This is a genomic window from Streptomyces sp. GL_140 (genome assembly GCF_057834465.1).
The window spans coordinates 3,798,610-3,811,550 of record NZ_CM174404.1; the positions used below are offsets into that span (position 1 = coordinate 3,798,610).

Here is a 12,941-nt window from a genome sequence, read left to right on the forward strand (position 1 = left end):
GCCCCGCGGCGCAGGCGTCACGCGTCCGGGGCCGCCACGCCGCAGTAGCCGGCGAAGGCCGTCAGGATCTCGTCCTCCGTGATGCGGCCGTCGCCGTCGGCGTCCAGGGCCACGGAGAGCGGGCCCGCCAGTTCCTCAGGGGTGCCCAGCACGCGCAGCACGCGGGCCGCCGCCTCCGGGGTGGCGTCAATGCCCTCGCCGTCGCCGTGGGCCACCGCGATCACCGCCCGCAGGAACGGCCGGGCGATCTCCGCGAACCGCTGCGGGTTGTCCCGCAGCCGCTTCGCCGCACCCGTGATGAACTCCTCGCGCGTCACCCGCTGGTCGCCGTCGACGTCCGCGATTCCGGCCATGCCCTGCCAGAAGGCCTCCGCGCCCGCGAAGACTTCCTGCCCCTTGTCGGAGCGGGCCGCCACGGCGAATTCGGCCAGCACCGCCTTGGCGGCGGTACTGAAGTCCTCCCGGTCGATATAGCCGCTCCCGTCCTGGTCGAAGGTGGCGAATCGGGCGGCGATCTTGCGCTCGTATTCTGCGCTGTCCATATTCGTGGTTCCGCCTTCACGTGTGCGGTGGGTTCAGATCAAGACAAGCCAGGAGCGTACGGCCTACGTGGCCTGCGCGTTAAGCGAAGCGTGCAAGCAGGTGGCCGCATCGAACCAGCGCACGAGGAGCGCGGCGGGGCGCGTACGCGTGTGCCCATCCGGGGCCCCGCGCACCACGGTTCGCAAAACGCCACGCCTCTACCACGGAGGTCCCACTTCCGGGGCGACCTTCCCTCAAAACGGGCGCACATGGCTGAGTGCCCACTACATTCGAGTGGTCGACACACGGCTGCGATTCCGGGGATCCGGCAGGGGGCACGATGCCGAAGGACGTTCCACCGCGCTGGGACCGCCGTATGCAACAGCGGCTGGCACGCGGCGAGGCCGCGGCGCTCGGGGAACTGTACGACCGCTTCGCCTCGCTCGTGCACAGCCTCGCCCACCGGGTCCTCGGGGACGAGAAGGCCGCAGACCGGATCACCCGCGAGGTCTTCGGCTACATCTGGGAGAACCCGGACGCCTACGACCCCAAGCAGGGCTCCATGCGTTCCTGGGTCGCCCGCATCACCCAGGGCCAGGCCGTGGCGCGCCTGCGCCAGGCCGAGCTGGGCCGCGGCTCCCGCGAGGAGCTGGAGCAGAAGGTGCGCAGCGCCAACGCGGCCGCCCGCGCCGACTTCATCGTCACCTCCATGCCCGCGCCGCTGCGGGCCGCGCTCGAACTCGCCTACTTCAAGCGCCGCGACTACCGACAGGCCGCCGCCGACCTCCAGATCAGTGAGGACGAGGCACGGCGCCGGCTGCGGCTCGGCCTGCAACTCCTGTCGACGGCCAATGCCCTTCCCCGGGACGAGACCGTCCCGCACGGACCCGGCCCCTCCGCCTCCGGATATGGAACGCCCTGATGAGCAGCCCCTACGACGCCGAAGACGAGTACGAGCGGCCCACGGGCGCCGACGGTCCGGCGCGCATACCGGGCCCGCGCGAGGCGGCGGACGACCTCGATCACCTCGACGACCTGCGCGGCCTCCATGACCACCCCGACCGCACCGAGATCCCGGAGGCCGAGGAGCACGACGAGCACACCGAGTACCCGCTGCCCACGGCGTACTCGGAGCCCACGCCCGCACCGGCGCCCGCTCCCGAGGCCGTGCCCGCGCCTCCCCCGCCCACCCACGCCGTGCTGAAGTCCCTGCTCGGCGCCTGGGCCCTGGCCGCGTGTTCCGCGGAGGAGACCCAGGCCGTGGAGGACCACCTCACCGAGTGCGCGCCCTGCGCCGAGGAGGCGCTGCGGCTGCGCGACGCCGTGGGCCTGCTGCACCCGGAGGAGAGCCTCGACCTCAAGCCGCTGCTGCGCTCGCGGGTGCTGGAGGACTGCCTCGGCAAACGGCCGGCCCGCATCCCGGTGCCGGTGTGGGCGAGCCCGTACGACACCGAGACGGCGCGACTCGACGCGCTGCTGCGGGACTTCGGGGACTCGGAGTGGCACACCCCGGTCCGGCTCAAGTGGTTCGAGGAGGAACGGCGCCAGTCCCGCCGGACCACGGTGGCCGGGGTCATCGGGCACCTCCTGTCGGTGGACGGGCTGGTCGCGGCCGCGCTGGGGCTCGACGACCCGCTGGGCCCGGACGCACCGCCGGGCGGCAACCCGACCGACCGCACGGAGCACTTCTGGGAGGCGTCCCCGTACCCGACCACCCGGCGGGTCCGCGAGCCGTGGCGGGAGCAGGGCCACACCCTGGTCCGCACGGTGTCCTTCGCGGGCCGCGGGGTCGGTGAACTGTCGGTCAGCTACGGCCCCTTCGCGCTCCCCCTCGGGGACGCGTTCCTGGAGCGGGCCTTCGAGTGCTGGGTCCACGCCGTGGACATCGCGGAGGCGGTGGACTACCCGTACGAGCTGCCCTCCGCGCCCCACCTGCACCGCATGATCGACCTGGCGGCGCGCCTCCTCCCGGAGGCCCTGGCCGGACGCCGGCGCGCGGGGCTGGCCTCGCCCGCGCGCGGACTGGTCGCGGCGGGAGCCCCGGGCCGCACCCTGCACCTGGAGATCGAGGGCGCGGGCGGAGGCGGCTGGGACATCGCGCTGGACTCCCCGGCGGCCAAGCCCTCGGCGGACCACACGGTGGCCCGGATCGCCCTGGACGGCTTCGAGTTCTGCCAGCTCGCGGCGGGCCACATCTCGCCGGAGGACGCGGCGGTCGGCCAGAACGGCGACCGCGAGGCAATCCGCGACGTCCTCTTCGCGGCCGCCTCCCTGAGCCGGCTGTAGGACCCGCCCGGCTTCGGTGCCTCCCCGCGCGGGGAGGCGCCGGGGGGCGTCTACGCGAAGACGACCGTGCGGGTGCCGTTGAGGAGGACGCGGTGCTCGCTGTGCCACTTCACCGCGCGCGCCAGCGCCTGGCACTCCACGTCGCGGCCGATCGCCACCAGCTGCTCCGGGGTGACCTCGTGGCCCACCCGTTCCACTTCCTGCTCGATGATCGGGCCCTCGTCCAGGTCCGCGGTCACGTAGTGCGCGGTCGCGCCGATCAGCTTCACGCCCCGCGCGTGCGCCTGGTGGTACGGCTTCGCGCCCTTGAAGCTCGGCAGGAACGAGTGGTGGATGTTGATGATCCGCCCGCTGAGTTCCTTGCAGAAGGTGTCCGACAGGACCTGCATGTAGCGGGCGAGGACGACGAGCTCGACCTTCTCGGAGCGCACCAGCTCCAGGACCTGCGCCTCGGCCGCCGCCTTCGTCTCCTTGGTCACCGGGACGTGCACGAACGGGATCCCGTACGAGCCGACCAGTTCCTCGAATTCGGTGTGGTTCGAGACCACCGCGGCGATGTCCACGGGCAGGGCGCCGATCCGGGTGCGGAAGAGCAGGTCGTTGAGGCAGTGCCCGAACTTGGAGACCATCAGCACGATCCGCATGCGCTCGTCGGAGCGGTGGATCTGCCAGTCCATCCGGAAGGAGTCGCCGATCGCGGCGAAGCTGGCCCGCAGCTTCTCCACGGTCACCGGGTCGTCAGCGGTGAAGTGGACCCGCATGAAGAAGAGACCTGTGTCACGGTCGCCGAACTGCCGGCTGTCCTCGATGTTGCACCCGGTCATGAAGAGGTAGCTGGACACCGCGTGGACGATGCCCTGCTTGTCGGGGCAGGAGAGGGTCAGTACGTACTGCTGGGGGGCCGGGGTCTGCGGCTGCAGGTCATCGCTCATGACCCCGTAGCCTTTCACATTCCGCCGCTCACACCGCGCGCGTGAGGATCCTCAGGACGTCCAGCGAGCACGGCCGCGCGTCCGGGTCCTCCCCGTCCGCCAGCGCGAGCCGTACGTGGGCCTCGCGCGCGGCCCGTACCGCCTCCGGCCAGGCATGGTGCTCCAGGTAGCCGGAGACGGGGGCGTCGGGGCCTATCTGGTGCATGATCCGCAGCACCCGCAGCACGGCGAGGTCGACCACAGCCGCCTCCTGCGAGTCGCGGAAGATCGTGCCGACGTACTTCTCCGCGGACCAGCTGTCGAGCCAGGTGTCCTCGACGAGCCGGTACACGGCGTCGGTGACGTCCCCGTACCCCTCGGTGCCGGCCAGCCAGGTGTCCTCCTGGAAGGCGGGGTCGGAAAGCATGTGCAGCGCCGAGCGCACGTTGCTGCGCCAGCGCCACCACGGCATGTCGTTGAGGGGCATGCCGCCCATGGTGGAGGAGCGGCCACCGCGGCGGGAAGAGTTCTTCGAACCTTGGGCGAATGTCACGCTTTCGATCGTACGTTCCCGTCTTGCGTGATCTTGCAGCGCCTGTGCGCGCCCCGCGCCGGCCCCCCGTACAGGGGTTACCCGTAATTCACCTCGGCGTCACCCGATGTTGTGCACACCTCACTCTTCAGTTACCCGCGGCGCGGAATGGTGCATGCACATGACCACCCGGCGACGCGCAGCAACCCTCTCCCGCTCCCTTCTGACCACGGCGCTGGGAGCGTGTCTCGTCGCCGGCTGCGGGGTGCTCCCCGGAGGCACGGGGGGCTCCGGGGGCACCGGCTCCACGCTCACCGTCATGACCTTCGCACCGGAGGGCACCAAGGCGACCAACATGCCCGGCATGCCCGGCATGGCCAAGGCCTACGAACGCTGGGTCAACGCCAAGGGCGGCATCAACGGCCACAAGCTCCGCGTCCTGACCTGCAACGAGCACAACACCCCCAGCGGCGCCGCCGACTGCGCCCGCAAGGCGATCGCCGAGAAGGCCGTCGCCGTCGTCGGCTCGTACAGCCAGCACGGACGCGCCTTCATGGCCCCGCTGGAGACCGAGGGCATCCCGTTCATCGGCGGGTACGGGGTCTCCTCCGAGGAGTTCCAGTCCCCGCTGTCCTACCCCGTCAACGGCGGCCAGCCCGTCCTGCTCGCCGGCGCCGGCCACCAGCTCGGCCGCGCCTGCGCCAAGGTCGCCCTCGTCCGCCCCGACACCCTCGCGGGCGACGCCCTGCCGGTCCAGCTCAACGCCGGCCTCAAGGCCAACCAGATGGCCGAGGCCAGCGACATCCGGGCCGCCGAGGACTCCGCGGACTTCGCCCCGCAGGCCCGCGAGGCACTGATCGACTCCTCTCCGTCCGCGCCTTCGAAGGGTGGAGCCACCAACGCGAAGGACGGCGGCAAGGAGAAGGGGTGCGTGGCGGCCGTGCTCGGCGAGCGCACCGAGACGTTCTTCGACGCCTTCCGCCGCGCCGACGCCCAGAACCGCAAGCCGCAGATCTCCTCGGTGCTCGGCTCGGTCAGCCAGGCCCTGGTGGACCGCACGGGAGGCAAGGACAGCCCCTTCGAGGGCGCGTACGTGACCAGTTGGTACCCGGTGGCCTCCGACCCCCTCTGGGCTCCGATGCAGCGGGTGGTCACCGAGCAGGCCTTCGGCGACGACACCGTCGACATCGACGACAGCGGCGCCCAGACCACGTGGATCGCGTACACCGTGCTCGGCGAGGCGGTGAAGCGGTTCAAGGACGACGAGCAGATCACCGCCCGCAAGCTCTCGCAGAAGCTCAACGGGGCCGAGCCCATCAAGACCGGCGGCCTCACCCCCGACCTCAGCTGGCGCTACCAGGACATGCGCGCCGTCGCGGGCTTCCCCCGCATGGTCAACGGCCGGGTCACCTTCCAGGTGGTCCAGCAGGGCCGCCTCGTGGCCCAGCAGGGCGAGCAGTCCATGGACATGACCCCGACCCTGGAACAGGCCCCGCGGTCGAACTAAGCCCTGGTACGGGGCCTCGCGGCCGGGCCGGGGACGGCCCGGCCCGGACCGGCGGCTCAGAGCTGGCTCTTGTCCCGCTTGGTGAGGCTGTACTTGCCGGCGATCGCGTTCCAGATGCCCGACGCCGACTCCTTGGCCTTGGTGGCGTCACCACTGGCCTTGTTGCCGTCCGCGGCGTTCCCGGTGGACTTCGCCTTGCCGTCCTTGCACTTGTCGCTGTCGCCCTTGAGGTCGTCCGCCCAGGCCGCGTAGCTGTTGTCCGCCTGCGCGGAGGACTTCCAGGCCTGGGTGAGCGCCGCCGTCAGCTTCGCGTTGTCCGGGAGCTGGTCCACCTTGAGCTCCTGGAGCCGGGTCACCAGCTCCTCGCGCTGCCGGGCCGCGTCGCGCAGGTCGGTGGCCGCCTGATCGAGGTTGCTGCAGCCCTTGATGTCGTCGACGGCCTTGATCACCGAGGCACGGCTGTCGTTGCTGTCGGCGAGCAGCTTGTCCAGCTGTACGGCCTGGGGCTGGGCCGGATCGAGCGGTGCCTCTCCGGCCGCGGCCGGAGAGCCCTTGCCGGTGGGGGTGGAGGTGGTGGTGGCACCGGGGTCGTTGTTCTGCGCCTTGTCGTCGCTGAGCACCGCCCCGACGCCGAGCCCGGCGACGGCCAGACCGACGACGACGGCCGCGATGATCCCGGGCGAGACCCGACGCGGGGCCGGCGCGGGCTCGCGGGGCGGCTGGGGCGGCGGATACGACTGGTGCGGCTGCTGCTGGAACTGCTGCTGCGGATAGCCCTGTTGGGGCGGCTGCGGCTGCCGGTGCTGCTGGTACGGCGGGCGCGGCTGGTGCTGCTGCGGCGGGTAGGGCCGCGGCGGGGGCTGCTGGCGGAGCACCGGCTCCTGTACGGGCGGCAGGTGCTGGGTGTCGCCCCGGAAGAGCCCGTCGAACCCGGCGGCCGGATCGACGGGGGCGGCCGGAACGGGCGGGATGTACTGGGTCGCGGCCTCCTGGTGCGAGGGCGCGGCCGGAACCGGTGCGATGAACTGCGTCGCGGCCTCCTCGTGGGAAGGCGCGGCCGGAACCGGTGCGATGAACTGCGTCGCGGCCTCCTCGTGGGAAGGCGCGGCCGGAACCGGCGGTATGTACTGCGTGACGGCCTCGGGCAGCGGCGGATAGCCGTAGCCGTGCGGGTCACCGGGCCCCTCGTAACCGGGGCCCACCACGTGCCCCTGCGGCGGGTAGCCGTAGCCGGGCCCCCCGGCTGCGGGACCGTCCGGTGCGGGGTAGCCGTAGGCGGGCCCGCCCTGCTGGGGCTGTCCGTACGCGGGCTGGGGCTGCTGGGGCTGGCCGTACGCGGGCTGGCCCTGCGCGGACTGGCCGTACGCGGGCTGGCCCTGCTGGGGCTGGCCGTACGGGAACTGCCCCTGCGGGGACTGGCCGTACGGGGTCCGGTCCTGCGCCGGGCGGCCGTTCGGGTGCTCCGGCTGCTCCGCGTCGGGCTGCGCGGGCGGCTGCGCCGGCATCGGCGGGCCCCACGGGCCGCCTGCCTGTGGGCTGCCGCCCTGTCCGCTCTCCGTCACCGGGACTCCCTCTCCGACCTCTCCGAACCTTCGGAACGTCGGCTCACGCTACCCGGTCACGCCCATTCCCCGTCAGGCCATCCCCGGACCGATCCCCCAGACTTCGTCCGGGGGGACCCCCAGGGGGCACCACCGCCGGGGGCCCTCCCCCACCCCGGCCCTTCACTCAACGTGACGTAGTAACGGTCTCCAGCGGGCCAGTGGAGTGACGCTGCGTTTCCCGGGATCTTGCGTGGCGTTGGACTTGCCGACGCGCACCTTTTCGTCGCGTCGTCCTGGAATCCATAGGAGTTCTCATGCGCATGCGTTCCGCCCTGACCGCCTCCGTCCTCGCCGCGGGCATCCTGCTCGGCGGCGCCTCGGCCGCGCTGGCCGACGACGGCGGCGCCCTCGTGCAGTCCACCGGTTCGCGCGGGGGCGAGCGCTCGCAGGGCTCGTCCTTCGCCGGCGTCCCGGCCCACTTCGGCCCGATCTACGGCTCCACCAGCGAGAAGGAGAAGAGCTGGGACCGCGACACGTTCCAGGGCTTCTTCTTCGGCCACTGAGACGCGGGCGTCACCGCGGGGCGAGACTCCGGGCCCGCGGCGACGCCGTACGGGGCGGCCGGCATCACGTCGGCCGCCCCCGGTGGCCCCGGCTCAGGACACCGTCTCCAGCCGGGCCCCGAATTCCCGTACCGCCGGCTCCTCCCGGTACGGCTCCACGCGGGTCCTGAAGTCCTCCAGGTACACCGCCCCCCGGGTCGAGCGGAGCCCCGACAGGGCCTCCGCCGCCTGCGCGGCCGTCTGACAGGCCGCCTCGATCTCCCGTTGCTGCACCCGCGCGGCCGCGAGCAGCAGCATGCCGATGGCCCGGCGGCGCGCCTTGGTCGCCGGGAGGTCACGTAGGGCCTCCTCCGCCCGCTTCGCCGCCGCGTCCGCCTGGCCCAGGTCCCGGTGGCAGTGGGCCAGCTCGTCGGCCAGGTACGCCTGGTCGAAGTGGCGGATCCACACCGGGTCGTCGCCCGATTCCGGCTCGGCCCGCTCCAGCGCGGTCACCGCCCGCGAGGACAGCACCGCCGTCGCCCGGCTGTCGCCCAGCAGTGCGTGCCCGCGCGCCTCGGCCGCGTAGAACATCGACTCCACCCGGGGCGTCACCTGTCCGCGCGTACCCTCCTGCGCCGCCCTCGCCAGCTGCGCGATCTCCCGCGGATTGCCCAGCTCGGCCGCCAGGTGGCTCATGGAGGCCGCCAGTACGTAGCCCCCGTACGCCCGGTCGCCGGCCGCCTGTGCCAGGCGCAGCGCCTGGATGTAGTAGCGCTGGGCCAGGCCCGGCTGGCCCGTGTCCACCGCCATGTAGCCGGCGAGCTCGGTGAGGCGGGCGACCGCCGCGAAGAGGGCGCGCCCCACCGGTTCCCGGTACGAGCCTCCGATCAGTCCGGAGACCACCGAGTTGAGGTAGTGCACGACCACCGGCCGCACGTGCCCGCTCCCGAAGCGGTGGTCCAGTTCCTTCAGCGCCTCGGTGGTGGCCTGGACGGCCTCCACGTCGGACATCCCGACCCGCGAGCCGCCGCTGCGCGCGATCTGCGCGTCGGCGCCGGTGATCAGCCAGTCGCGGCTCGGCTCCACGAGCGCGGAGGAGGCCACGCTCGACCCGGACAGGAAGTCGCGCCGGCCCACGTCGCTGCGCCACAGCTCGCAGACCTGCTCGATGGCGCCGATGACGGTCGGGGAGAACTGCAGGCCTACGCCGGAGGCGAGGTTCTTGCCGTTGGCCATGCCGATCTCGTCGATGGTGACGGTCCGGCCGAGTTTGCGGCCGAGCGCCTCCGCGATGATTCCCGGGGCCCGGCCGCGCGGCTGTTGTCCGCGCAGCCAGCGGGCCACGGAGGTCTTGTCGTAGCGAAGGTCGAGACCGTGCTCGGCCCCGCACATGTTGACGCGCCGGGCGAGCCCGGCATTGGAGCACCCGGCTTCCTGGATGAGCGCCTGCAGCCGTTCGTTCGGCTGGCGGGCGACGAGAGGCCTGGCTGCCATGAAAACCCCCAGAAGCCGCGGATGATCGTTGGAATGATCACTTCCCGCCTGATGTGCGGGGAATCTTCCCCATTGCGTCCTGTCGCTACCCATCTCCGGCGCCCCGGTCTCCTACGCGCCCCCTCCGATGCACCTATGCGCCCCGCATGCAGGATCGATGCTCCGGGCCCCGTCGGGTTTACGCCCGTAACCCCCGCTGACCCCAAGAGTTGTGTTGCACGTGGAAGAGACCATCGGAGTCACGGAGACCGCGCCCATCCCCCTCCAGCGCAGCGAGCCGCTGCTGGACCATGCCGTGCGGTACGCGGAAGAACGGCACTGGGATGTCTTCGCCGGCACCTGGCTGGAGTCCGCCGACGGGCGGGAGCAGTGCTCGTGCTCGGCGGCGGACTGCCCTGCGCCGGGTGCGCACGCGGCGGGGAAGGACTGGGCCTCGCAGGCCTCGGGCAGTGCCGTGCAGGTGCGGCGGGTCTGGGGCAGGAATGCGAAGGCCTCCATCCTGCTGCCGACCGGCCGGACCTTCGACGCCCTCGACGTGCCGGACGCGGCCGGGTTCCTGGCGCTGGCCCGGCTCCAGCGCATGCAGCGCACCCTGGGCCCGGTGATCGCCACCCCGGCCGGCCGGATGCTGTTCTTCGTCCTGCCCGGCGCCGGCGCGAAGGTCCCCGACCTGCTGCGCAAGCTCGGCTGGCAGCCGGCCCAACTCGACCTGGCCGCCCGGGGCGAGGGCGAGTACGTGGCCGCGCCACCGACCCGCATCGGCGGGCGCGGCTCGGTGCAGTGGGCGCAGGCGCCGACGGCCGCGAACCGATGGCTGCCGGACGTGGAGGAGCTGATCGACGCGCTGGCGTACGCCTGCGGTCGCGAGGCGGCGGCGGAGCGGGCACGGCGGGGCGCCTGAAGGACCCCGGCGCAACATCCGAGGGATCCGGCGGGACCCGGCGGGACATTTTCCACCGGGAACTGATGACATAAGTAACTGCTCCGCCCTCTACCCCTCCTCCTATCGTGAGGAAAGCAGGACCACGGGGAACAGAACGAGAGGCAGGCGCATGCCGGACCAGGGCGTTGCGACGGGCGGGGCGGACGCAGTCGGTGGGGCGGACGCGGCAGGCGGGGCGGACGCGGTGGGTGGCGGCGCGCGAACCGCGCCGCCGGCCGCGGCCGCCGTGCGGGTAGAGGGTTTGTGGAAGCGGTTCGGCGAGCAGGTGGCCGTGGCGGGGGTCGATCTGGAGCTGCCCGCCGGTCAGTTCATCGGGCTGGTCGGCCCGAACGGCGCGGGCAAGACGACGACGCTCTCGATGGTGACCGGACTCCTGCGCCCCGACATGGGGCGCGTGTTCGTCGCCGGGCACGACGTGTGGGCGGACCCGGTCGAGGTCAAGTCCCGCATCGGCGTCCTGCCGGAGGGGCTGCGGCTCTTCGAGCGCCTCTCCGGGCGGGAACTGCTCGGCTACATGGGCCGGCTGCGGGGGCTGCCGGGCAAGGAGACGGACAGCCGCGCCACGCAGCTGCTGGAGATCCTGGACCTGGCCGGTTCGCAGAACAAGCTGATCGTCGACTACTCGACGGGCATGCGGAAGAAGATCGGTCTGGCCGCGGCGCTGCTGCACAACCCCGAAGTCCTCTTCCTCGACGAGCCGTTCGAGGGAGTGGACCCGGTGTCCGCGCAGACCATCCGCGGAGTGCTGGAACGTTACACCTCCTCCGGAGCCACGGTCGTCTTCTCCTCGCACGTCATGGAGCTCGTCGAGTCCCTGTGCGACTGGGTGGCCGTCATGGCCGCCGGCCGGATCAGGGCCGCGGGCCCGCTGGCCTCCGTACGGGGCGACGCGCCCTCGCTGCAGGCCGCGTTCCTCGAACTGGTCGGGGCGCAGGGCCGGGCCACCGGCGAGTCCCTGGACTGGCTCGGCGGCGGCAACGGGGCGGTCCGGCGATGAGCACGGCCACGACCGCGCCGTCCGCGCCCGCGCCCGCGGGGACCGCGCCGGTCTCCCTCACCCCGATCTTCGTCCGGCTCAAGCTCTCGCTGCTGAAGAACGGCCTCAAGGGCTCCTCCAAGCGCAAGGCCGCCTACTTCGGCGCCCTCGCCTTCGCCCTCGTCGCGGCCTTCTTCGTGACGCTCAGCCTCGCCCTGCTGCGCGGCAACGAGCACGCGAGCGCCGTGGTCGTCCTGCTGGCGGCGGTCCTCGCCCTGAGCTGGACCTTCATGCCGCTCTTCTTCCCGACCGGGGACGAGACGCTCGACCCGAGCCGGCTGGTCATGCTCCCGCTGCGCCCGCGTCCGCTCGTACGGGCCCTGCTGGTCTCCTCCCTCGTCGGGATCGGACCGCTGTTCACCCTGTGCCTGGCCGTCGGCTCGGCCATCGCCCTCGCGCACGGCGCGGCCGGCGCGGTGGCCGCCGTACTGGCGGTGCCGCTCCTGCTGCTCGGCTGCGTCGCGCTCGCCCGAGCGGTGGCCACGGCCAACGTACGGCTCCTGACCAGTCGCAAGGGGCGCGACCTCGCCCTGCTCAGCGGCCTGCTGATCGCGGTGGGCGCGCAGGTGGCCAACTTCGCCGGCCAGCGGCTGTTCCAGAGCGGCGGACTGGAACAGCTCCAGCCCGCCGAGGAGATCGTCCGCTGGCTGCCGCCCGCCTCCGCCATCGGCATGGTGGACTCCGCGAGCGAGGGCTCGTACGGGATCGCGGCGGGCCAGCTGCTGGTCACCCTCGCGGCCCTGGCCCTGCTGCTCCGGTTCTGGGAGCGCAGCCTGACCAAGCTCATGGTCACCCCGGACGGTTCGACCATCGCGGCGGCCAAGCCGAAGCGGGAACGGGGCGCGGACGCCGGCGGCGGCCTGTGGTCCCTGCTCCCCGACGACCGTACGGGCGCCACCATGCAGCGCTCACTGCGCTACATAGTCCGCGATCCCAAGACCAAGGCGGCCTGGGTCTCGGCCCTGGCCATCGGCCTGATCATCCCGGTCGCCAACGCCGTGCAGGGCACCGGCTCGGTGTACCTGGCCTGCTTCGGCTCGGGCATGATCGGCGTCCAGATGTACAACCAGTTCGGGCAGGACACCTCGGCCTTCTGGATGGTCGCGCAGACCATTTCGAGCCCGCGCGACGCGTACGAGGAGCTGCGCGCCCGCGCCCTGGCCCTCGCCCTGATCACCGTCCCCTACACGGCCGTGGTCGCGGCGGTGACGGCCGCCCTGGTGGGCGACTGGCCGGGGCTGCCCTCCGCCCTGGGTCTCGCACTGGCCCTGCTCGGCTCGATGCTCTGCACGGGAGCCCTGGCCTCGGCCCGCTTCCCGTACTCGATCCCGACGGACGGCGCCTTCAAGAACGTCGCCCCGGGCCAGGGCGCCCTGGCGTGGATGGGCATCTTCGGCGGCCTGTTCGCCTCGGCGCTGATCTGCTCCCCGGTGATCGTCCTGACCGTCGTCCTCCACGGTCCGGAGCACGCCTCCGCCGGGTGGCTCCTGCTCCTCCTGGGCGCGGCCTGGGGCACGCTGGCCACCTGGGCGGGCCTGCGCCTGGCGGCCCCGACGGTGGCCCGCAGGCTCCCGGAGATCCTGGCGGCGGTCAGCAAGGGCTGACCCCCGCACTTCCACGGCCG

General features: G+C 72.6%; 12 protein-coding genes. 7 read left to right on the forward strand and 5 right to left on the reverse strand.

The window, feature by feature from the left end:
* Positions 1-17 precede the first annotated feature (17 nt).
* The gene (locus AC3IYJ_RS17590; protein ID WP_489402243.1) at positions 18-542 is read right to left on the reverse strand and encodes an EF-hand domain-containing protein; all 525 of its coding nucleotides are present in this window, start codon (positions 540-542) and stop codon (positions 18-20) included.
* Between the two features lie 320 nt (positions 543-862).
* On the opposite strand from AC3IYJ_RS17590, the gene AC3IYJ_RS17595 reads away from it, so the two are divergent.
* Both AC3IYJ_RS17595 and AC3IYJ_RS17600 read left to right on the forward strand, forming a co-directional pair.
* Positions 863-1,444 (forward strand): sigma-70 family RNA polymerase sigma factor, encoded by a 582-nt coding sequence (locus AC3IYJ_RS17595; protein WP_489402244.1) that lies wholly within the window; start codon positions 863-865, stop codon positions 1,442-1,444.
* Positions 1,444-2,808, forward strand: coding sequence for a maleylpyruvate isomerase N-terminal domain-containing protein (locus tag AC3IYJ_RS17600; protein WP_489402245.1), 1,365 nt, complete (start codon positions 1,444-1,446; stop codon positions 2,806-2,808). Before AC3IYJ_RS17595 ends, AC3IYJ_RS17600 begins: the two co-directional genes overlap by 1 nt.
* Before the next feature lie 50 nt (positions 2,809-2,858).
* Here AC3IYJ_RS17600 and purU read toward each other — a convergent pair whose 3' ends face one another.
* Together purU and AC3IYJ_RS17610 are read right to left on the reverse strand one after the other, a co-directional pair.
* Positions 2,859-3,740 (reverse strand): formyltetrahydrofolate deformylase, encoded by an 882-nt coding sequence (gene purU, locus AC3IYJ_RS17605; protein ID WP_489402246.1) that lies wholly within the window; start codon positions 3,738-3,740, stop codon positions 2,859-2,861.
* Positions 3,741-3,768: 28 nt separating this feature from the next.
* Positions 3,769-4,215, reverse strand: coding sequence for an SCO4402 family protein (locus AC3IYJ_RS17610; protein ID WP_489402845.1), 447 nt, complete (start codon positions 4,213-4,215; stop codon positions 3,769-3,771).
* Between the two features lie 217 nt (positions 4,216-4,432).
* Between AC3IYJ_RS17610 and AC3IYJ_RS17615 the strand changes: the two genes are divergently transcribed.
* Positions 4,433-5,758: an ABC transporter substrate-binding protein gene (locus AC3IYJ_RS17615; RefSeq protein WP_489402247.1), complete on the forward strand. Its 1,326-nt coding sequence runs from the start codon at positions 4,433-4,435 to the stop codon at positions 5,756-5,758.
* A 56-nt stretch (positions 5,759-5,814) separates the two neighbouring features.
* On the opposite strand, the gene AC3IYJ_RS17620 is transcribed toward AC3IYJ_RS17615, so the two are convergent.
* Positions 5,815-7,320: a hypothetical protein gene (locus tag AC3IYJ_RS17620; protein WP_489402248.1), complete on the reverse strand. Its 1,506-nt coding sequence runs from the start codon at positions 7,318-7,320 to the stop codon at positions 5,815-5,817.
* 296 nt (positions 7,321-7,616) lie between these two features.
* Between AC3IYJ_RS17620 and AC3IYJ_RS17625 the strand changes: the two genes are divergently transcribed.
* On the forward strand, positions 7,617-7,865 hold the full coding sequence (locus tag AC3IYJ_RS17625) for a hypothetical protein (protein ID WP_489402249.1): 249 nt from the start codon (positions 7,617-7,619) through the stop codon (positions 7,863-7,865).
* A 93-nt stretch (positions 7,866-7,958) separates the two neighbouring features.
* Here the strand turns inward: AC3IYJ_RS17625 and AC3IYJ_RS17630 are convergent, their stop codons facing one another.
* The gene (locus AC3IYJ_RS17630) at positions 7,959-9,338 is read right to left on the reverse strand and encodes an NsdA family TPR-like regulatory protein (RefSeq protein ID WP_489402250.1); all 1,380 of its coding nucleotides are present in this window, start codon (positions 9,336-9,338) and stop codon (positions 7,959-7,961) included.
* 220 nt (positions 9,339-9,558) lie between these two features.
* Between AC3IYJ_RS17630 and AC3IYJ_RS17635 the strand changes: the two genes are divergently transcribed.
* From AC3IYJ_RS17635 to AC3IYJ_RS17645, 3 genes are all read left to right on the forward strand, one after another.
* On the forward strand, positions 9,559-10,239 hold the full coding sequence (locus tag AC3IYJ_RS17635) for a bifunctional DNA primase/polymerase (RefSeq protein ID WP_489402251.1): 681 nt from the start codon (positions 9,559-9,561) through the stop codon (positions 10,237-10,239).
* A 151-nt stretch (positions 10,240-10,390) separates the two neighbouring features.
* The gene (locus AC3IYJ_RS17640; protein WP_489402252.1) at positions 10,391-11,278 is read left to right on the forward strand and encodes an ABC transporter ATP-binding protein; all 888 of its coding nucleotides are present in this window, start codon (positions 10,391-10,393) and stop codon (positions 11,276-11,278) included.
* On the forward strand, positions 11,275-12,921 hold the full coding sequence (locus AC3IYJ_RS17645; protein ID WP_489402253.1) for a transporter: 1,647 nt from the start codon (positions 11,275-11,277) through the stop codon (positions 12,919-12,921). The genes AC3IYJ_RS17640 and AC3IYJ_RS17645 overlap by 4 nt, the downstream gene beginning before the upstream one ends.
* Positions 12,922-12,941: the final 20 nt, after the last annotated feature.